The organism is Mycobacterium gordonae (assembly GCF_002101675.1).
GTDB lineage: Bacteria > Actinomycetota > Actinomycetes > Mycobacteriales > Mycobacteriaceae > Mycobacterium > Mycobacterium gordonae.
The window spans coordinates 33,949-51,892 of sequence record NZ_LQOY01000150.1 but is presented as its reverse complement, the minus strand read 5'-3'; the positions used below and the strand labels follow the sequence as shown (position 1 = coordinate 51,892).

Annotated in this window: 18 protein-coding genes; 5 read left to right on the top strand and 13 right to left on the bottom strand. The window is 68.2% G+C overall.

Going from position 1 to position 17,944, the window contains the following annotated elements; genetic code table 11:
- The 4 genes from AWC08_RS20745 to AWC08_RS20730 all read right to left on the bottom strand — a co-directional run.
- The coding region (locus AWC08_RS20745) for a PE domain-containing protein (RefSeq protein WP_142283705.1) at positions 1–469 on the bottom strand (469 nt) is incomplete at its 3' end.
- 100 nt (positions 470–569) lie between these two features.
- Positions 570–2,726 (bottom strand): AAA family ATPase, encoded by a 2,157-nt coding sequence (locus AWC08_RS20740; RefSeq protein WP_069433262.1) that lies wholly within the window; start codon positions 2,724–2,726, stop codon positions 570–572.
- A 1-nt stretch (position 2,727) separates the two neighbouring features.
- On the bottom strand, positions 2,728–3,582 hold the full coding sequence (gene pssA, locus AWC08_RS20735) for a CDP-diacylglycerol--serine O-phosphatidyltransferase (protein ID WP_065132158.1): 855 nt from the start codon (positions 3,580–3,582) through the stop codon (positions 2,728–2,730).
- Positions 3,579–4,277: a phosphatidylserine decarboxylase gene (locus tag AWC08_RS20730; RefSeq protein WP_142283704.1), complete on the bottom strand. Its 699-nt coding sequence runs from the start codon at positions 4,275–4,277 to the stop codon at positions 3,579–3,581. Before AWC08_RS20730 ends, pssA begins: the two co-directional genes overlap by 4 nt.
- 134 nt (positions 4,278–4,411) lie before the next feature.
- Here AWC08_RS20730 and AWC08_RS20725 point away from each other — a divergent pair, with 134 nt between their 5' ends.
- Positions 4,412–5,557, top strand: a complete 1,146-nt coding sequence (locus AWC08_RS20725; protein ID WP_083271081.1) for an MFS transporter — start codon at positions 4,412–4,414, stop codon at positions 5,555–5,557.
- On the opposite strand, the gene moeA is transcribed toward AWC08_RS20725, so the two are convergent.
- Both moeA and AWC08_RS20715 read right to left on the bottom strand, forming a co-directional pair.
- Positions 5,554–6,759 (bottom strand): molybdopterin molybdotransferase MoeA, encoded by a 1,206-nt coding sequence (gene moeA, locus AWC08_RS20720; RefSeq protein ID WP_069433265.1) that lies wholly within the window; start codon positions 6,757–6,759, stop codon positions 5,554–5,556. The two genes, AWC08_RS20725 and moeA, sit on opposite strands and share 4 nt — an antisense overlap.
- 1 nt (position 6,760) lies before the next feature.
- Positions 6,761–7,684: an SDR family NAD(P)-dependent oxidoreductase gene (locus tag AWC08_RS20715; protein ID WP_069433266.1), complete on the bottom strand. Its 924-nt coding sequence runs from the start codon at positions 7,682–7,684 to the stop codon at positions 6,761–6,763.
- A 170-nt stretch (positions 7,685–7,854) separates the two neighbouring features.
- On the opposite strand from AWC08_RS20715, the gene AWC08_RS20710 reads away from it, so the two are divergent.
- Positions 7,855–9,288, top strand: coding sequence for a flavin-containing monooxygenase (locus tag AWC08_RS20710; protein WP_232007810.1), 1,434 nt, complete (start codon positions 7,855–7,857; stop codon positions 9,286–9,288).
- Here the strand turns inward: AWC08_RS20710 and AWC08_RS20705 are convergent.
- Together AWC08_RS20705 and AWC08_RS20700 are read right to left on the bottom strand one after the other, a co-directional pair.
- Positions 9,285–10,004, bottom strand: coding sequence for a hypothetical protein (locus tag AWC08_RS20705; protein WP_069433268.1), 720 nt, complete (start codon positions 10,002–10,004; stop codon positions 9,285–9,287). The genes AWC08_RS20710 and AWC08_RS20705 overlap by 4 nt on opposite strands.
- On the bottom strand, positions 10,001–10,495 hold the full coding sequence (locus tag AWC08_RS20700; protein WP_069433269.1) for a cupin domain-containing protein: 495 nt from the start codon (positions 10,493–10,495) through the stop codon (positions 10,001–10,003). Before AWC08_RS20700 ends, AWC08_RS20705 begins: the two co-directional genes overlap by 4 nt.
- Before the next feature lie 325 nt (positions 10,496–10,820).
- Here AWC08_RS20700 and groL point away from each other — a divergent pair, with 325 nt between their 5' ends.
- The 3 genes from groL (at position 10,821) to AWC08_RS38440 (ending at position 14,257) form a co-directional block, all read left to right on the top strand.
- A complete protein-coding gene (gene groL, locus AWC08_RS20695; protein WP_065132735.1) occupies positions 10,821–12,446 on the top strand; it encodes a chaperonin GroEL in 1,626 nt (541 codons plus the stop codon).
- 104 nt (positions 12,447–12,550) lie between these two features.
- Positions 12,551–13,777: a TerC family protein gene (locus tag AWC08_RS20690; protein ID WP_065132734.1), complete on the top strand. Its 1,227-nt coding sequence runs from the start codon at positions 12,551–12,553 to the stop codon at positions 13,775–13,777.
- Between the two features lie 276 nt (positions 13,778–14,053).
- A complete protein-coding gene (locus tag AWC08_RS38440; RefSeq protein ID WP_232007811.1) occupies positions 14,054–14,257 on the top strand; it encodes a hypothetical protein in 204 nt (67 codons plus the stop codon).
- Here the strand turns inward: AWC08_RS38440 and AWC08_RS20680 are convergent.
- The 5 genes from AWC08_RS20680 to AWC08_RS20660 all read right to left on the bottom strand — a co-directional run bounded on the left by AWC08_RS20680 (position 14,254) and on the right by AWC08_RS20660 (position 17,942).
- The gene (locus AWC08_RS20680; RefSeq protein ID WP_065132732.1) at positions 14,254–14,634 is read right to left on the bottom strand and encodes a DUF4189 domain-containing protein; all 381 of its coding nucleotides are present in this window, start codon (positions 14,632–14,634) and stop codon (positions 14,254–14,256) included. The genes AWC08_RS38440 and AWC08_RS20680 overlap by 4 nt on opposite strands.
- Positions 14,631–15,026 carry a GreA/GreB family elongation factor gene (locus tag AWC08_RS20675; protein WP_082986162.1) on the bottom strand — a complete coding sequence of 132 codons (396 nt, stop codon included), beginning with the start codon at positions 15,024–15,026 and terminating at the stop codon, positions 14,631–14,633. Before AWC08_RS20675 ends, AWC08_RS20680 begins: the two co-directional genes overlap by 4 nt.
- 192 nt (positions 15,027–15,218) lie before the next feature.
- Positions 15,219–15,839 carry an Rv1733c family protein gene (locus tag AWC08_RS20670; protein ID WP_083271080.1) on the bottom strand — a complete coding sequence of 207 codons (621 nt, stop codon included), beginning with the start codon at positions 15,837–15,839 and terminating at the stop codon, positions 15,219–15,221.
- A gap of 128 nt (positions 15,840–15,967) precedes the next feature.
- On the bottom strand, positions 15,968–17,491 hold the full coding sequence (locus tag AWC08_RS20665) for a PucR family transcriptional regulator (RefSeq protein ID WP_069433270.1): 1,524 nt from the start codon (positions 17,489–17,491) through the stop codon (positions 15,968–15,970).
- Positions 17,492–17,525: 34 nt separating this feature from the next.
- Positions 17,526–17,942: a hypothetical protein gene (locus tag AWC08_RS20660; RefSeq protein ID WP_065132728.1), complete on the bottom strand. Its 417-nt coding sequence runs from the start codon at positions 17,940–17,942 to the stop codon at positions 17,526–17,528.
- Between the last annotated feature and the right edge of the window lie 2 nt (positions 17,943–17,944).

The window sequence follows — 17,944 nt, the reverse complement described above, 5'->3', positions numbered from 1 at the left end:
AGCCACCAGCCCCGCCATCACCGAGCAGCCACCCACCCGCCGCGCCGGCAGCGCCGGTCCCGGGGGCGCCGTTGGCGCCGTTACCGATCAGCGGCCGCCCCGTCAACGCCATCACCGGCCCATTGATCGGGGCCAGCAGACTCTCGCCCAGGGCGTGCAGATCCCCGCTCTGCAGAGCAGAGAGGTTGACGGCCTCGGCGCTGGCATACGCACCCGCGCCCGCGCTCAACGCCGCCGCAAACTGCTGTTCGAAGGCCGCCGCCTGCGCATCCAGGGCCACAAACCCCTGCGCGTAGTTACCGAACAACCGCGCGATCGCCGCCGACACTTCATCGGCGGCCGCCGCCGCGATCCCCGTCGTCGACGGCGCCCACGACGCCGTCGCCTTGCGGATCGCCTCCCCGATCCCGCTGACATCGGCTGACGCCGCGGCCAGAGCCTCAGGTGCTGCGATCAGGTAAGTCGACATCTGCGGCTCCCATCATTGGGGCGACTCGAACGGCTAAATATATTGCAGAAAACCGGGAAAGCGAAGCCCTGCGCGCCGTGGCGAGTCCACGGGAAATGCGCTACTGCTTGGCGAATTCGCGCAAGGACTCGATCTGTAGCGGGTCCAGAGAGGGGCGCACTTTCTCCCGCGCGGCGGCCAGGTCCGCGGCAGTGACATCAGCGGCGTCGATGGAGCGCCGCATCGCCGTCAGCGCGGCCTCGCGCAGCAACGCCACACAGTCCGCCGCGCTGTACCCGTCCAGGCCGGCGGCCACCGCGTCCAGGTCGACGTCGGAGCTCAGGGGAATGGATTTGCCTGCCGTGCGCAGGATTTCGCGACGGGCGTCGGCGTCGGGCGGTTCGACGAACACCAACCGTTCCAGCCGTCCGGGCCGCAGCAGCGCCGGGTCGATCAGGTCGGGCCGGTTGGTGGCGCCCAGCACGACGACGTCACGCAGCGGGTCAATGCCGTCCAGTTCGGTCAGCAGCGCAGCGACCACGCGGTCGGTCACGCCCGAGTCGAAGCTCTGTCCGCGCCGCGGCGCCAGCGCGTCCACCTCGTCGAGGAACACCAGCGACGGAGCGGAATCCCTTGCGCGCCGGAACAACTCGCGCACCGCTTTCTCCGATGACCCCACCCACTTGTCCATCAGCTCCGAGCCTTTGACGGCGTGCACGCTCAGTTGCCCGGTGCTGGCGAGCGCGCGGACCACGAAGGTCTTACCGCAGCCCGGCGGGCCGTAAAGCAGCACTCCGCGCGGCGGGTCGACGCCCAGGCGGGAGAAGGTGTCCGGGTGTTGCAGCGGCCACAGCACCGCCTCAGTCAGGGCCTGCTTGGCCTCGACCATGTCGCCGACATCGGCCAGCGTCACGCTGCCGACGGTGACTTCTTCGCTGGCCGAGCGGGACAGCGGCCGTATCACCGACAGCGCGCCGATCAGGTCGTCCTGACTGAGTTTGGGCGGCTGGCCGTCGGTGCTGGCCCGCGAGGCCGCCCGCAGCGCGGCCTCGCGCATCAGGGCGGCCAGGTCGGCGACAACGAAACCCGGTGTCCTGGAAGCGATTTCATCGAGATCCAGGTCGCTGGTGGGCACCCTTTTTAGCAGTGCTTCCAACAGTGCCTTGCGCGTTCCGCCGTCGGGTAACGGCAGCCCCAATTCGCGGTCGCACAACTCCGGAGAGCGCAGCCGGGTGTCGATCTGGTCGGGCCGCGCCGACGTGGCGATCAACGCCACGCCGTCGGTGGCCACCGCCCTGCGCAGCTCGGTGAGGATGAGCGCCGCCACCGGTTCCGGGGTTTCCGGCAGCAGGGCGTCGACGTCGGTGATCAGCAGCACCCCGCCGCCGTCACTGACTTTCGTGACCGCCGTCGACACGGCGCGTAGCCGGTCCTCGGCGGCCAGCGCCCCGACGGCCGGGCCATCCAGCTCGACCAGCCGGCGCCCGGCGCACACCGCCCGGACCAGCGTCACCTTGCCGACCCCGGCCGGACCCGACACCAGGACCCCGAGGTTGGTGCCGGCGCCCAACGTCTTGAGTAGGTGCGGCTCGTCGAGGGCGAGCTTGAGCCACTCGGTGAGCTTGGCGGCCTGCGGCTGGGCCCCTTTGAGTTCCTCGACCTGCATCTCCGGGGTCGAGACGTCCACGGCCGGAATGACGTGGGACGAGTCGGGTACCTGGGTGCCCCAACTGACCAGCGTGTTCGGCTGCACACTGACCGGCCCCTGCGGGTCTACGCCGGTGACCGTCAACAACTCCGAGGTCCAACTGATGCCCACCGACGAGGCCAGCGCGCGGGTGGCCGCCGACGTCGAGGTTCCCGGTCCCAGGTCGCGTGGCAACAGCGACACCGCGTCACCGACCGTCATCACCTTGCCCAGTAGGGCTTGGCGCAGCGTGGCCGGGGACAGCGACTGGGTGGCCAGCGTCGAGCCGCTCAACGTCACCGTGCGCGCCCCGTAGACGGTGACCGCGCTGACGAGCACCTCCGTGCCCTCGCGTAAGCCCGCGTTGGACAGCGTGACGTCGTCCAGCAGCACGATGCCGATCGGGACGTCGCCGCCGGCCATGCCGGCGACCGCCGCGGTGGTGCGAGATCCGGTGAGCGACACCGCATCCCACTCTCGAATGCCCAGTGCAACGATGGTGCTCGGATGCAGGCGGACCACGCCGCGGCGCGAGTCGACAGCCGAAGTGTTCAGGCGGGCGGTCAGGGCAAGCTGATTGGGGCGGGCCACGTCACCGGCCTGGTTTGCGCAACCCGAGCCGCGCCATCGACCGTCGGTGCGGCTGGGCCCGTCGAGTCGCGCGCCGGGCGGCGCGGCGCTGCTTGTTGTCGTCTTCCCACGCCTCGGGATGTTTGGCCAGCCAGCGCCTGCTGCGTACCGCGAACGGAATGTGGCACACGTAGGAGATGATGATGACCCAGATCAGGATGAAGGGTTCGAGCACCGCGGCCGCCGCGGCGATCGCCAACACGGCCAGCAGCGGGGCCGCCCAGTTAGGCGGCACCGCCAGCGTGTGGAACTTCTTCATCGGAATGGCGCTGACCATCAGCAGCGATGTCCCGGTGATCCACAGGCTCAGGGCCCAGACAGAAGTCCACCAGCCCTCGCCGAACTGAAGTTTGAGGCCGATGGTCCCGATCATCGACACCGCACCCGCCGGCGCCGGCATGCCGACGAAGTACTCCTTGGCGTAGGGCGGCAGCGTCCCGTCGTCCTGCTGGGCGTTGTAGCGGGCCAGGCGCAGCACCACGCACACCGCGTACAGCAACACGACCGCCCAGCCGATGGGCCACTTCGACAGCAGCGTCACGTAGACCACCAGCGCCGGGGTCACTCCGAAGTTCACCGAGTCGGCCAGCGAGTCGATCTCGGCGCCCATCCGGGACTGCGCATCGAGGATGCGGGCCACCCGGCCGTCCAGGGCGTCGAGGATGGCGGCCACCGCGATCAGGGCCATCGCGGGGATCGGCTTGTGGTCGAGCGCGAACTTGATCGAGGTGAGGCCGGCGCAGATGGACAGCACGGTCATGGCGCTGGGCAGCAGGTGAAGCGCCTCAGTCCGGCGGACCCGGGGCTTGTTGATCATGACAGCTCTGCCAGGACGGTCTCGCCACCCAGAGTGCGCTGGTCGAGGCTGACGATCGGCTGCGCGCCCGGCGGTAGGTAGGTGTCCAGTCGCGAGCCGAACCGGATCAGGCCGTAGGTCTCACCGATGGTCAGGCGGTCGCCGACGTGGGCGTCGCACACGATGCGGCGCGCCACCAGTCCGGCGATCTGCACAGCGACGACGTCTTCTCCGCTGTCCATGCGGATGCGCACGCTGGTGCGTTCGTTGGCCTCGCTGGCCTCGGGCAGGTCGGCGGACAGGAAGCTGCCCGGCCGGTGTTGCACGGCGATCACCTCGCCGCTCACCGGAGCGCGCTGCACGTGCACGTCCAGGATCGACAGGAAGATGCTGATGCGCGGTCTCGGCGTGTCGCCCATGCTCAGTTCGGCGGGCGGGACGGCGGTGTCGATCACGCAGACCGTGCCGTCGGCGGGTGCGACGACGGCGCCGGGCCGGGTGGGGGGCACCCGTTTCGGATGCCGGAAAAAGCCCGCGCACGCGCCGGCCGTCAGCAGGCCGGTCCGGCGCAGCCACCGGTGCCGGTAGCCGACGGCGGCCAGGGCCAGGCCCGCGCCGATGAACGGCCGACCGCCCGGGTGAATCGGCGGAATGGTGTCCCGCACCAACTCGATCAGGTGCGCGGGACCTTCGGAAGAGCCAGGGCGTCGTGCCACGCGGGTCATCTTACGTATGCGCTCACGGGCGGCGTGGTTCGTTGGGTACCAGGCAGGGAAAGCAGGCAACTAGCCTGCTTGTCGAGGAGCCCGACATTCCTACCCAACCCATCCAATCCCGCAGCGCTGCGCAACTGCGCCGCGCGAAGATCGGCGTCACCGCGGCGTTCGTCGCCCATGCCGTGGTGTTCTCGTCCTGGGCGGCCCACATCCCGCACGTGAAGGCGGCCCTCGGGCTCTCGGACGGGGCGCTGGGCACCGCCCTGTTCGGCGCGCCCCTGGGGTCGGTGGCGGCGACGTTGTTCAGCCATTGGGCGTTGCCCCGGTGGGGCAGTCGCCGACTGGTGCCGGTCCTGGTCGCCGGCTACGCGATCGCTCCGCTGTCCGTGGGGCTGGCGCGCTCCGGGTTGGGGCTGTTTGGGTCGCTGATGCTGTGGGGCTGGTTCCAGGGTGCCCTGGACGTCGCGATGAACACGCAGGCCGGCACCCTCGAACGATTGGCGCAGGCCCCGATGATGGCCCGGTTTCACGGCATGTGGAGCCTCGGCGCCCTGCTGGGCGCGGTCATCGGGGCGGGCTGCGTGAGTGTCGGCGTCGGGCTGGAACCGCAGTTGCTGGTGCTGGGGGCCGCGGTGCTGGTGGTGGTCGGGCCACTGACCCTGCGCTTGATCGCCGACGAGACCGTGGCGGTCACGGCGGACGAGCGGGGGCGAACCTGGACGCCGACCGTGGTGATTCTGGCCGCGGTGGCTTTCGCGTCGTTCCTGTGTGAGGGCGCCGCGACCGACTGGTCGGCGAACTACCTGCACGACGTCGTGGGCGCCGGCGCCGGCTTGTCGGCATTGAGCTATGCGGCCTACACCCTGGCGATGGTGCTCATCCGCTTCGGCGCGATGCGCCTGCATGCCCGGCTTTCGGCTCGCCGGCTGCTGCCAGCCCTGGCCCTGCTCGCCGCCGTCGGCATGAGCGTCACGCTCGCGGCCGGCGATCCGCTGGTCAGCGTGATCGGATTCGCCAGTTTGGGAGCCGGGGTGGCGCTGTTGGTGCCCACGGCGTTCAGCGCCGCCTACTCGGCCGGCAGCGGCGGCTCGGCGATCGCCCTGGTCGCCGCGACCGGCTGGGTGGGCTACCTGTTGGGGCCGCCCCTGATCGGCCACCTGGCCCAGTGGGCCGGGCTCTCGGTGGCGCTGGTCACGATTCCGGTGGTGATCTCGGTAGCCGCACTTGCGATTGCGGCTACCCCCGCATTCGATGCGGCCGACGAATTTCACCGGCGTTAGCTCAGATCCCACACCTGCAGTTCGGCTCCGGCCGGCACCTCCACCACGTCCTCGGGGATGTCCAGCAGCGCGTTGGCCGACGCCAGCCAGCGCAGATGGTGCGATGCGGGTGGCCCGTAACTGGTGACCCGGCCCGCGGCGGGGTCGAGGATCGCGCGCCGGAACTGCCGTTTGCCGCGCGGCGAGGTCACCGCCTCGGTGAGCACAGCGGCCCGCTTCGGCCGCTGCGGGTTGGGCAGGCCCATGGCGGCGCGCAGCGCGGGCCGGATGAACACCTCGAAGGAGACCAGCGCGCTGACCGGATTACCGGGCAGCGTGACGATCGGTGTCCCGGCAACCCGGCCGGCGCCCTGCGGCATGCCCGGCTGCATCGCCACCTTCACGAACTGAACGCCCTGATCGCCCTCTCGGCCGAACGCGTCCTTGACCACCTCGTAGGCGCCGGCGCTGACGCCTCCGCTGCTGATGATCAGATCCGCGTCGGGCGCGTAGCGGTCCAGGACGGCGGTGAACTGCGCGACGTCGTCTCCGGCGGTCTCGGCGGCGACCACGTCGGCACCGGCCTCCCGAACGGCGGCGGCCAGCATGATTCCGTTGGATTCGTAGATCTGGCCGGGTCTCAGCTCGGTGCCGGGCCTCACCAGTTCGGAACCGGTCGAAATCACCAGCACGCGTTGCCTCGGGAGCACGGGCAACTCGGCCAGCCCGAGCGCGGCGAGCAGGCCGAGCGCGGCCGGTGTGACCACCTCGCGGGCCCTTAGCACGGTGGTGCCGGCGTCGACGTCCTCACCGGCGCGGCGGATGTGCTTGCCCGGCTCGGAATGCTGGCGGATCTGCACGGACTGCACGCCGCCGTCGGTGGCTTCCACCGGCACGATCGCCGTTGCTCCGGCCGGTAGCGGCGCGCCGGTCATGATCCGGTGTGCGGTGCCGGGTTCCAGGGTCAATTGGTCGGTGCGGCCGGCGGGAATGTCCTCGGCGACCGGCAGCGTCACGGGCCGCTCCGGCGTCGCTGCCGCGGTGTCCTCGGCGCGCACCGCGTAGCCGTCCATCGCGGAGTTGTCGAAGACCGGCAGGGACAGCGGCGCGACGACGTCGTCGGCCAGCACCAGGCCCAGCGCGTCGGCCAGTGCGACGGTGATGGCCGGACGGGCCGCGATCATGTCCGCGATCACGCGCTGATGTTCGGTGACAGAGCGCATGTCAGACCGGGAACTTCACGCCGGTGAGTTCCTCAGAGACACTCCACAGCCGGCGCTGCAGGTCCGGGTCGTGGGACTGTGCGCTGGACTGCACCAGCTTGGGGTGGCCTCGTTGTTCCCCGAGACCGTCGGGCCCGTAGTACTGCCCGCCCTGCACGGTGGGGTCGGTGGCCGCGCGCAGCGTGGGCAGGGCTCCGGCCTCCGCGCTCTGAAACAGCAGGGGCGCCAATGCATTCAGCGGGCGCAGCACGCGGGGAACGTTGCGGGCCAGCTCGGTGGCCGAGCCGCCCGGGTGTGCGGCGACGGCGACGGTGTGGGCGGATGCGGCGGACAACCGGCGCTGCAGCTCGTAGGTGAACAGCAGGTTGGCCAGCTTGGACTGCCCGTATGCGCCGATGCGGCTGTAGTTGCGTTCCCACTGCAGGTCGTCGAAGTGGATCGCGGCGCGCATGCGGTGGCCCAGGCTGCTGACCGTCACCACCCGGGAGCCGCGCACCGGCAGCAGGTGGTCGAGCAGCAGGCCGGTGAACGCGAAGTGGCCGAGATGGTTTGTGCCGAACTGCAATTCAAAGCCGTCGGCGGTGACCTCCTTGGGTGTCCACATCACCCCGGCGTTGTTGATCAGCAGGTCGATGCGCGGGTAGGCGCTGCGCAACTCGTCGGCGGCGCGGCGCACCGAGGCCAGCGAGCTGAGGTCGAGCTGGGTCAGCGTGATGTCCGCGCCGGGTTTGGCGGCGACGATGCGCGACAGCGCCGCGTTCCCTTTCTCCAGGTTGCGCACCGCCAGCACGACGCGGGCGCCGCGGAAGGCCAGCGCGGCGGCGGTGTGATACCCGAGGCCGGTGTTGGCGCCGGTGACGACGACGGTGCGGTCGCTCTGGTCAGGAATGTCGGCGGTCGACCACTTGCGGTTCTCGTTGGACATGGCCTCAACTTACTCACTCCGGCAGCACCGGCAGCTGGCCGGCGAACGCGCGGTAACGTTGAGAACGTGATTGCCGGTCTGGCCCACTCCGGAGTGTGCGTGCCCGACCGTGAGGCCGCGAGGACACGGCCCGAGCGACCCTATTTCCTGCAATGGGGTTGAAGCCGCGAGTGGCTGTCATCGGCGCGGGTGCCGGCGGGATCGCGATGGGCATCCAACTCGCCGCAGGCGGTTACCAATTCACCATCTTCGACCGCGCCGACGGCTTCGGGGGGACCTGGCGGCACAACACTTTCCCGGGCGCGGCCTGCGACGTGCCATCGCACCTGTACTCGTACTCCTTCGCGCTCAACCCGCGTTGGAGCAAGACGTACGCGAACCAGCCAGAGATCCTGGCTTATCTGGAGAAGGTCGCCGCCGACCACGGGCTCGGCCCGCACCTGCGGCCGAACACCGCGATCGCAGGCGCGCGATGGTCGGCTGACTCGAAGCGCTGGACGCTGACGGTCGACGAAGGTTTCCAGGGCCGCCAGCACGACTTCGACGTCGTAGTGAGTGCGGTCGGGATGCTCGATGTGCCCAACATTCCGGAAATACCTGGGGCGCAGAGGTTTCGGGGTCGGCAGTTCCACTCGGCTCGCTGGGATCACAGCAGGTCGACGGCGGGGGAGCGGGTCGCGTCCATCGGCACCGGCGCCAGCGCTGTGCAATACGTGCCGGCGATCGCGCGAGAAGCCGCCTATCTCACCGTATTTCAGCGAACCCCGATCTGGATCGCGCCCCGATTCGACTTCCCCTTCAGCCCGGAGCAGCAGGAGGAGTTCGAACGTCACCCGGAGTTGGCGCAGAAGCTGCGCGATGAGGCGTTCGAGGCCTACGAGTCGGCCAGTTTCGACGCCGACGCCGCACAGACCCGCGAGGCCACCGAGCTGGCCCGAAACTATCTGGCACGCAAGGTGGCCGACCCCGAACTGCGGGCCAAGCTGACGCCGGATTACCCGGCGGGGTGCAAACGGCCGTTGATGTCGCGGGATTGGTACCCCACCTTCGCATTGCCCAACGTTGGCCTGGAGACCAGCGCCATCGTGGAACTGACCGAACACGGGGTGCGCACCGTCGACGGCACCGAACACCGGGTCGACACCGTCATCTACGGCACCGGGTTCAAGGCCGCCGACTATCTGGACAGCATCGAGGTGTACGAAAGCGACGGCCGGCACCTACGCGAGGATTGGCGGGGCGGAGCCGAGGCCTATCTCGGCACCCTGGTCTCCGGTTACCCGAACTTCTTCATCCTGTACGGCCCCAACACCAATGGGGTCAACTCGATCATCTACATCCACGAGATACAGACCACCTTCGTCCGTCGGGTTCTTGACCTCATGGGCGGACGGGATGCTCGCACGGTCGAGGTGACGCCAGATGCGCAGCGGCGCTACAACGACGAACTGCAGGCCGCGATGGCGGGGAAGGTCTGGTTGGCCTGTGATAACTACTTCCGCCATCCCAGCGGCAAGGTCGTCACCCAACTTCCGTTCAGCGGCCGCGAGTTCTGCGAACGCACCCGCAGAATGGTCGCCGGGGATCTCCTCTTCGGCGCTTAACTCAACCGATAGTCGCTGAGGTCGATGGACACCATCAGTTCCTCAGGCAGCACCCGGCCGTCGCGATCGCACCGGTAGGCCCGGCGTTTGGTCGGCAACATGATTCCGTCGACCTCCACCATGTCCGAGATGTGTTGGATCGCGGCGAATCCGCCGGCGATGTCGACGCGATAGTCGTGCCGGCACAGCGAGCAGTCGTCGTCGAAGTAGAACTCCTGCACCTGGCTGTGGGTCGCCAGCGCGGCCGGGAAGTGCACCCGCAGTCCCCTTAGCCGCCCCCTTTGCTCGTCGTCCACCTCGACTTCGTCGGCGGTGACGCCCGGCAGTGCGGTCAAGAACGGCGAGTTCAGATAGGTCCACAGCGCGTAGCCGTTGAAATACGCGCGCTGCAATGGATCCCACGGGGTGGTGAGTGCGTGCCCAGCGAAGGATTGCCGCGGGTCGAGGCGCTCGGCGACAACCGCGCCGTCCAGCTTCTCGATCGCGATGCGCCCCGCGGTGAAATCGGTCTTCTGGTCCGCGGCGCCGAAGGGGTGCAGCGACGCCCATTCGCGTCGGGTAGCGGCCGTCATTCGCCGCGGCGTGGCATCTTGGGGCTGCCCCTTGATGTCCCACAGCTTGCCACCGGTGACGATGGTGGCTTCGATTTGACCCACCTGGCGCCACCGGGCGAGGCCGCCGTGGGTGTCGAGCACCCTGTTAAGCAGCCCGGTCATTCGACGAAGTGGTTGTCGTGGCGCATGAACCACTCGCGCCGTTCCCCGTCGGTCAAGTCGGCCAGTTGCGCGAAGCCTTCGAAGTACGCCTCCCGCGGTGCGCCCGGTGCGAAGAGCATCAGCATCGACGCCGGTTCGTCCACCTCGTTGCGGAATCCGTGGATGCCACCCGGCGGCACATAGAGGAAATCGCCTTGGTGACCGTCCACCCACTCCCGGCCGTCGTGGAGCCTTACGGTCCCGGACAGCACGAAGAATGCCTCGGACATCGTGCGGTGGTAGTGCGGGCCGGGTCCACCCCCGGCCGGCGCGATGTCGACCCGGTACAGGCCGTAGTCGCCAGCCGTGAGCTGCTGATTAGCCAGATAGTGGTAGCTGACCCCGGCATACTCGTAGTCCGGAGCCTCGGCGCCCCGCCTGAGCTGGGCGCTGACCTCCGGTTCTGCCTTGGTGTAGCGCGGCGCGGGGTAGGGCGGCACGACCAGTGACATCAACCCAGTCTGCCTCTTTGCCGAGTGTGAATCACCCGACGGGACACGCCGGGCAGGCGTCAGCATTTCCACAGTCGGCGGTATGGCAGGGCCGCATCCGCTTCAGCCCACGGCGAACGCCACCAGCCGACCTTGCACTCGGCATAGGCGAGTGCTAATAATGACTTTGGCACTCGGCATAGGCGAGTGCTAGGTCGGGACGGTGAGGTCCAGCAACCAACCGCTGTGATCGTCCGTCGCGGGCACTGCGCCCGGCCAGCGTAAGTAACGGGGTTGTCGTCATCCGTGACCCCTTTCATTCCCAATCCGGAGGAATCACTTCGCAATGGCCAAGACAATTGCGTACGACGAAGAGGCCCGTCGCGGCCTCGAGCGGGGCCTGAACGCCCTCGCCGACGCGGTAAAGGTGACGCTGGGGCCCAAGGGTCGCAACGTCGTCCTCGAGAAGAAGTGGGGCGCTCCCACGATCACCAACGATGGTGTCTCCATCGCCAAGGAGATCGAGCTGGAGGACCCGTACGAGAAGATCGGCGCTGAGCTGGTCAAGGAAGTCGCCAAGAAGACCGACGACGTTGCCGGCGACGGCACGACGACGGCGACCGTGCTGGCGCAGGCACTGGTCAAGGAAGGCCTGCGCAACGTAGCCGCCGGCGCCAACCCGCTGGGGCTGAAGCGCGGCATCGAGAAGGCCGTGGAGAAGGTCACCCAGACCCTGCTCAGCTCGGCCAAGGACGTCGAGACCAAGGAGCAGATCGCGGCCACCGCGGGCATCTCCGCGGGTGACCAGTCGATCGGTGACCTGATCGCCGAGGCGATGGACAAGGTCGGCAACGAGGGCGTCATCACCGTCGAGGAGTCCAACACCTTCGGCCTGCAGCTCGAGCTGACCGAGGGCATGCGGTTCGACAAGGGCTACATCTCGGGCTACTTCGTCACCGACGCCGAGCGTCAGGAAGCCGTCCTGGAAGACCCCTACATCCTGCTGGTGTCCAGCAAGGTGTCGACCGTGAAGGACCTGCTGCCGCTGCTGGAGAAGGTCATTCAGGGTGGCAAGCCGCTGCTGATCATCGCCGAGGACGTCGAGGGCGAAGCGCTGTCGACCCTGGTCGTCAACAAGATCCGCGGCACCTTCAAGTCGGTCGCCGTCAAGGCGCCGGGCTTCGGTGACCGTCGCAAGGCGATGCTGCAGGACATGGCCATCCTCACCGGTGGTCAGGTCATCAGCGAAGAGGTCGGGCTGTCCCTCGAGACCGCCGACATCTCGCTGCTCGGCAAGGCCCGCAAGGTCGTCATCACCAAGGACGAGACCACCATCGTCGAGGGCGCCGGTGACTCCGACGCCATCGCCGGCCGGGTGGCCCAGATCCGTGCCGAGATCGAGAACAGCGACTCCGACTACGACCGTGAGAAGCTGCAGGAGCGCCTGGCCAAGCTGGCCGGCGGTGTTGCGGTGATCAAGGCCGGAGCTGCCACCGAGGTGGAGCTCAAGGAGCGCAAGCACCGCATCGAGGACGCCGTGCGCAACGCCAAGGCGGCCGTCGAGGAGGGCATCGTCGCCGGTGGTGGTGTGGCCCTGCTGCAGTCGGCTCCGGCCCTGGCCGAGCTGGACCTCAAGGGCGACGAGGCGACCGGTGCCAACATCGTGCGCGTGGCGCTCGAGGCTCCGCTCAAGCAGATCGCCTTCAACTCCGGGCTGGAGCCCGGCGTGGTGGCCGAGAAGGTCCGCAACTCGCCCGCCGGCACCGGCCTGAACGCCGCCACCGGTGAGTACGAGGACCTGCTCAAGGCCGGCGTTGCCGACCCGGTCAAGGTGACCCGTTCGGCGCTGCAGAACGCGGCGTCCATCGCGGGCCTGTTCCTGACCACCGAGGCCGTCGTCGCCGACAAGCCGGAGAAGGCGGCCGCTCCGGCGGGCGACCCGACCGGCGGCATGGGCGGTATGGACTTCTAGCCAAACAAGGCGGAGGAGTCGAACCAGAAAAGAGAAGTCAACGAAAAGCCCGGTTCCCCACAGGGGGGCCGGGCTTTTTCGTGAAATTGGGGTATCGATAGGCAATGGACGTTCCTGAGTGGGTGTGGACCCTGACCGGTCTCGCCATCGTGGGCCTGCTGGCCTTCGACTTCTTCTTCCATGTACGCAAGGCGCATGTTCCGACGCTGCGGGAGGCCGCGGTGTGGTCGGCCGGCTACGTCGGCATCGCACTGCTGTTCGGCGTTGGTCTGTTGATCTTCGGCAGTGGAGACGCGGCTCCGGAGTACTTCGCCGGCTATGTCACCGAAAAGGCCCTGTCGGTCGACAACCTGTTCGTGTTCCTGGTGATCATCGGCAGCTTCCGGGTCCCGCGCGAGGATCAGCAGAAGGTGCTGCTGTTCGGCATCACATTCGCACTGATCGCCCGGACCGGCTTCATCTTTCTCGGCGCAGCGCTGATCAATGCGTTCGCCTGGATCTTCTACCTGTTCGGCCTGATCCTGCTGCTCACCGCCGGCAGCGTGCTCACGAATGACCATGCCGACGACGATCGCAAGGCCGACAATTTCGTCATCCGGCTGGCGAAAAAGGTCATCCGGACTTCTGAGCACTATGACGGTGACAAGCTGTTCACCACGATCGACGGCAAGCGGGCGATGACGCCGATGCTGCTGGTGATGGTGGCACTCGGCGGCACCGACATCCTTTTCGCGCTCGACTCGATTCCTGCCATCTTCGGACTCACTGAGCATGTCTACATCGTCTTCACCGCGACCGCGTTCTCGCTGCTCGGCCTGCGGCAGCTGTACTTCCTCGTCGACGGTCTGCTCGACCGGCTCATCTATCTGTCCTATGGGCTGGCCGCGATTCTGGGCCTCATCGGTGTGAAGCTGATCCTGCACGCGTTGCACGAGAACAACGTCCCGTTCATCAACGGCGGTGAGCCGGTGAAGGTCATCGAGATCGGCACCATGACGTCGCTCGGTGTGATCGTCGTCGTCCTGCTGGTCACCGTGGTGGCCTCGGTGCTCAGCCCGAAAGGCAAAGCCACCACAGCGATCGCCAATGCCCGGCGGCACGCGACGGCTTATCTGGATTCCGAGTACACCCACGACGCGGCGGAACGCGAACGCATCTTCAACAAGCTGCTCAACGAGCGCGATCAGATCATGGCGCTCGACCCCAAGTACCGCCAATTGGTGCGCGACGAGCCGGCGTTGCGAAAGCTGCTCGACGATGCGGCCGCCAAACACGACGAGGCGGTCGAGCGGGGGGAAGCCGAGCCGTTCGTCCGCAAGGGCTTGACCTAGACCGTGGCGGTAGCCCGCCGAGTTTGATTCGCTGCTCGATGCGCTCGGTCACTCCTGGTGGGAATACCCGTTGATCCTGGGCCTTCTGCCTATTCGACGTCGGGCGCGGCGCTGGCTCGCCCGCGGCCGTAACGGTGAACGGCGCCTGGCCTGGGCGCACCAGGAACTGGACCGGCCCGGCGGTCCACTGGTGGTCGTCGCGCGCTTCATCCCTGGTGGCCGCACCGTGCCGCGATCTGCTGCGGCGTGCTGGAGTTCCCTCTACCGCAGGTTCTGGTGTTCGACAGAATTGGCGTCGTCCTCTGGGCGACCCTGAGCACGTTGATCGGCTTCGTCCGAGGGCACACCTTAGAGGACCGTCCGCTGGCGGCGTTCGCGGTGTCGTTCGCCGTAGCGCTGGCCTTCGCCGGGTGTATCGAACTCGTCAGATGGTTGCGCCGCCGCCTTGAGAGCCGGGCCCGCCCGGCCCGGCGTGCCTAGTTACAGGCCCAGTCGACGATCCACCCCCGGCCGAGCCGCGATATGGCGTTCGCCTCGGCCATCCCGCGGGACAGTCCGACGCCGCCGTGATAGTAGGCGCCGTCATGGGCGACAGCACCGCAACGGGTGAAGGTGGTGACGACTGTGCACGTGCTGTCGCCGCATCGCTGCAGCGCCTGTTGCTGCGCGCCCAGTTTGGACAGGTGGCGCCGGGCCTTGCCCTGCGACCCATCTTGGCCATAGGCGATCGCACCGTAGTGGGTGATCAATGGCGGAAGGTTCTTCGCAGCATCGGCGGCCTGCGCGGCCGCCGACGGGATCGGCGTGAGAACAATTGCCGCAGAGGTTATTCCGGCCAATAGCGCGACGCTCGTCATAACGCCGCCTGCCGACCGGCCACGGTGGGACCGGGGTAGGGAACGGCTGACAGCAGTGTCATTGATATCGGGCGTGTGTCGTGGGGAATCATGGCGGTGCGCCGTTCACCGGGACGCGCGCCCAGCACGGCACGGCCTATCGGCGAGAGTGTCGAGTAGACCGGCAGATCGGCACCCTCGCCGAAACGCCTTCCGAGCAGGAAGGTTTCGGTGTTGCCGGTGGCGTCGTGACGGATGGTTACGACCATGCCGCTTGCGGCGACGGGGCCGGGGTCGCAATCCATCAAATCGTCGGGAACCTCGGGGCGCCGAGGCGGACGCGGTGCGCCGTATCGGCTGCGCGAATGGGTGCAGTGCTCTCGCGTGGTCCAGACGCGTTGTGAGACAGCCATTTTCTTTGTCCTTTCTGGTGCGCTTGGTCGTCGCCAGGGGCGGGCCGGACTGCAGCAACCGCCCCTGACGACTCGGTGGCCCTCGCGGGGCTCAGTCCAAAAGCGTGGTCCGAATCTCCTACTTCCATGGTGGCCGTCACCGGTGTGACAGGGTTTGCCGGAACCGGACAACGGCGCAGTTGGCGATTGTCGTCAGCCGACAACACCTTCTCGGCCACTGCCGGGCGCGTGTGCAAGTTCGGGTCGCCAGCCGGCAAGACGCTTGCGGTTCAGAACGCTTCGAATACCCGCGTACCCGAGCAGACCCGCCGCCGTCGCGTTCAGCCATACCGCAAGTGCCACCAACACCGCTTCGCGTGCGGCGGACAGGTGCGGCGGGCCGGCGTAGGAGCCGTCCGGATTGACCGAGATCTCGACAGACTCACCAACTTTGGGCGCCGAGCGGGCCTGGACCAAGCCGGTGTGTTCGGTTCCGGCGGCGAACCATCGGGCCTTGACCCGGGTGGGGTCGCTGCGAGCCGGCAGGTCGATCACGGTCGCGGTGACCGCCGTCCGGCTCTGGGCCTGCGCCGCGTGGTGGGCGCTTCGGGCGTCGTAGACCGCGGTGCCCACCGCGCCGGCGATCGGTATGGCAAGCAGCGCCAACGTCAACATCACCACCGCTGCCAGCGCTTCGAGTCGATCGCTCGCGCGGATCAACGGGTTACGGCTGAAAAGCACCCAGAGCCAGCGTGGAGGGTTGACGGCGAAGGTCTCCATCGCGGCGTCGCCCTGCTGGCCCCGGCATCGCGTGTCCGGTTGCGGGGGCGTCATCGATGGGCTCCTGTTCGGCGGGCCGCTGTTCGGGCGGCTACCTCCAGGGTGGTCTAGCCAGGGGACGGCAGCATTGCCCCAGCCGTACAACCGAACCGCCGCGTGTTGTCGCGATCCGACAGCATCGGTCAGTCCGCATCGGTGGCCGCGAGCTGGATCATCATGGCGAGCCGCTTCTTTGCGTCGTCCAGCGCGAGGTTGGTGATCTCGGCCATCTTGCGCATCCGGTAACGCACCGTGTTCTCGTGCACTCCCAGGCGTTCGCCGGCTTCGGCCGGGTCGCCCTGGGCCGCCAGCCACGCGCGAAGTGTCGCGAGGTATTCGGTCCCGTTCGCGGCGTCGTGGCGACGCAACTCAGCCACCGGCCCCCGATCCGGCAGACGACCGGATCGCGACGCTGCGCGCAACCGTTGCAGCAGGATGTCGTCCCATGATTCGTCGTAGATCGGAGGCGGACCTGCGGTGGTCACCTTGTGCAGACCCAGACATTCGTCGGCCTCCTGGCGGGCGCAGGCGAGGTCGGACGTCTCGGCTGCGCCACTGATGCCGGCCGCCACCGTAGCCCCTCTCGATAGTGCCGCCTGCAGACCGGCGACCCACCGGCGCGCCGGTCCCGCCTCGTCGCCCGGGAGCAGCGTGTAGATGGTGCTGCCGACCAGGGCGCTGCGCCCAGGTCGTGACCAGCCGAACCCGGCGGTGGCCCGATCGAACGCCAGGAGCAGAGGGGCATCGCGATCAGCGCCGATGGACGCCTGCAACGCGATCACCCGTAGCGGGCCGTCCGGCACTCCGAGTCTGCTGGTCAATCTGGCAGCGTCGGCGCTGCCTTCCAGCAACTCGATCACCAGCTCCGATTCCACCTGACGCTCCAGGTCCGCACTGGCCCGTGAGCGCAGCAGGTGGAGAGCCACGGTGTGGGCGCCGTCGGCCAGGGCCGCACGTGCGGCGCCGTCCAGCGGGGCGCCACATTCCACCCACAGCGACCCCATGAGTTCCCGGCCCGAGCGCACGGCCACCACCATGCGGCCCGTCACACCATATTGAGCGTCTCCGGGGACGAACAAGGGCTCGTCGGAAGCCGCAAGATGGGCGAAGACGCCGGCGGCTTCGAAGAACTCCCTCACCCGCTCGGGCGCCTGTCGTCCGAGGATGGTCTGCACCCGCGCCGGGTCGGCATCCTGCTGGAGCCGCGAGTACGCCAGCACCTGCAGCAGCCGATCGTGGATCACCACCGCGCTGCCGATGGCGTCAGCCAGACTGTCGGTGAGGGCGAACAGATCTGTTGGACCCCGACCGGATTCGGTCTCGCGCCCCTCGAGCACCAGGCCGTACGCCACGGCGGCCAGTTCGCTCCAGGACAGCGACTCCTCGACGACCAACACCGCGCCGGGCCCGCCCTTGGTGTCGAATGACGATGGCACCACACGGTCGCGTACCAACACCACCACGGCACGCGCCGACTCGGCCCACTCCAACGCCTGCTCACATGTGCCGGCGTCGACCGCAAGGAGGACGTCGCCTGTCACGGGACCCACCGGGGTGGCCTCGTGGAGCACAACGCTGCGCAATTCAGTCGATCTTGGAACCGACGACCAACGCAGCCGAACACCATAACTACCTAGCACGTTAACCAAGCGGTCCAGAGTGATCACTCGCCGCTCCTCGTTGGGTTGTGGGCTCGAGAAGCTATGGCGCCGCGTCTCCGGCCAGCGAGAACACCACGCAGTCGTGCAGGCAGCCCTTGGCCGCCGAGGGGGAGTCGGCGTTTCGGTGCAGCAGCGCGCGAGTCGGCGTGACTGCACAGCGGACGGTTTCGGCGCCCGCCTCGGAGATTTCGGCGCGGCCGTCGACGATCAGCGAGTAGCCGCCCGGTGCCGGCGGCGGCCACACCAGGGTGACGTCGCTGCGCTGCACCAGGTTGGTGCGGGTGCCCCCGCCGATCAGCCCCACGTCGAGCACCGACAGGTCGCGTAGCACCGGCTCAACGGTCACCGTGTGTGCACGGTAATCGTCGTCGACGGTGATCAGATAGGCGAACGGGTAGTCCGGCAGGGCGTCGGCCAACCGCTGGAAGTCGACCGGTTTGCTGATCTTTGCGGCCATGG

Coding starts and splice junctions, on each gene's coding strand:
- AWC08_RS20715 (WP_069433266.1), bottom strand. CDS start 7,684: ATGTCCAACGAGAACCGCAAGTGGTCGACCGCCGACATTCCTGACCAG.
- AWC08_RS20675 (WP_082986162.1), bottom strand. CDS start 15,026: ATGGCTGTCTCACAACGCGTCTGGACCACGCGAGAGCACTGCACCCAT.
- AWC08_RS20705 (WP_069433268.1), bottom strand. CDS start 10,004: ATGACCGGGCTGCTTAACAGGGTGCTCGACACCCACGGCGGCCTCGCC.
- pssA (WP_065132158.1), bottom strand. CDS start 3,582: ATGATCAACAAGCCCCGGGTCCGCCGGACTGAGGCGCTTCACCTGCTG.
- AWC08_RS20680 (WP_065132732.1), bottom strand. CDS start 14,634: ATGACGAGCGTCGCGCTATTGGCCGGAATAACCTCTGCGGCAATTGTT.
- groL (WP_065132735.1), top strand. CDS start 10,821: ATGGCCAAGACAATTGCGTACGACGAAGAGGCCCGTCGCGGCCTCGAG.
- AWC08_RS20660 (WP_065132728.1), bottom strand. CDS start 17,942: ATGGCCGCAAAGATCAGCAAACCGGTCGACTTCCAGCGGTTGGCCGAC.
- AWC08_RS20700 (WP_069433269.1), bottom strand. CDS start 10,495: ATGTCACTGGTCGTGCCGCCCTACCCCGCGCCGCGCTACACCAAGGCA.
- AWC08_RS20690 (WP_065132734.1), top strand. CDS start 12,551: ATGGACGTTCCTGAGTGGGTGTGGACCCTGACCGGTCTCGCCATCGTG.
- moeA (WP_069433265.1), bottom strand. CDS start 6,759: ATGCGCTCTGTCACCGAACATCAGCGCGTGATCGCGGACATGATCGCG.
- AWC08_RS20670 (WP_083271080.1), bottom strand. CDS start 15,839: ATGACGCCCCCGCAACCGGACACGCGATGCCGGGGCCAGCAGGGCGAC.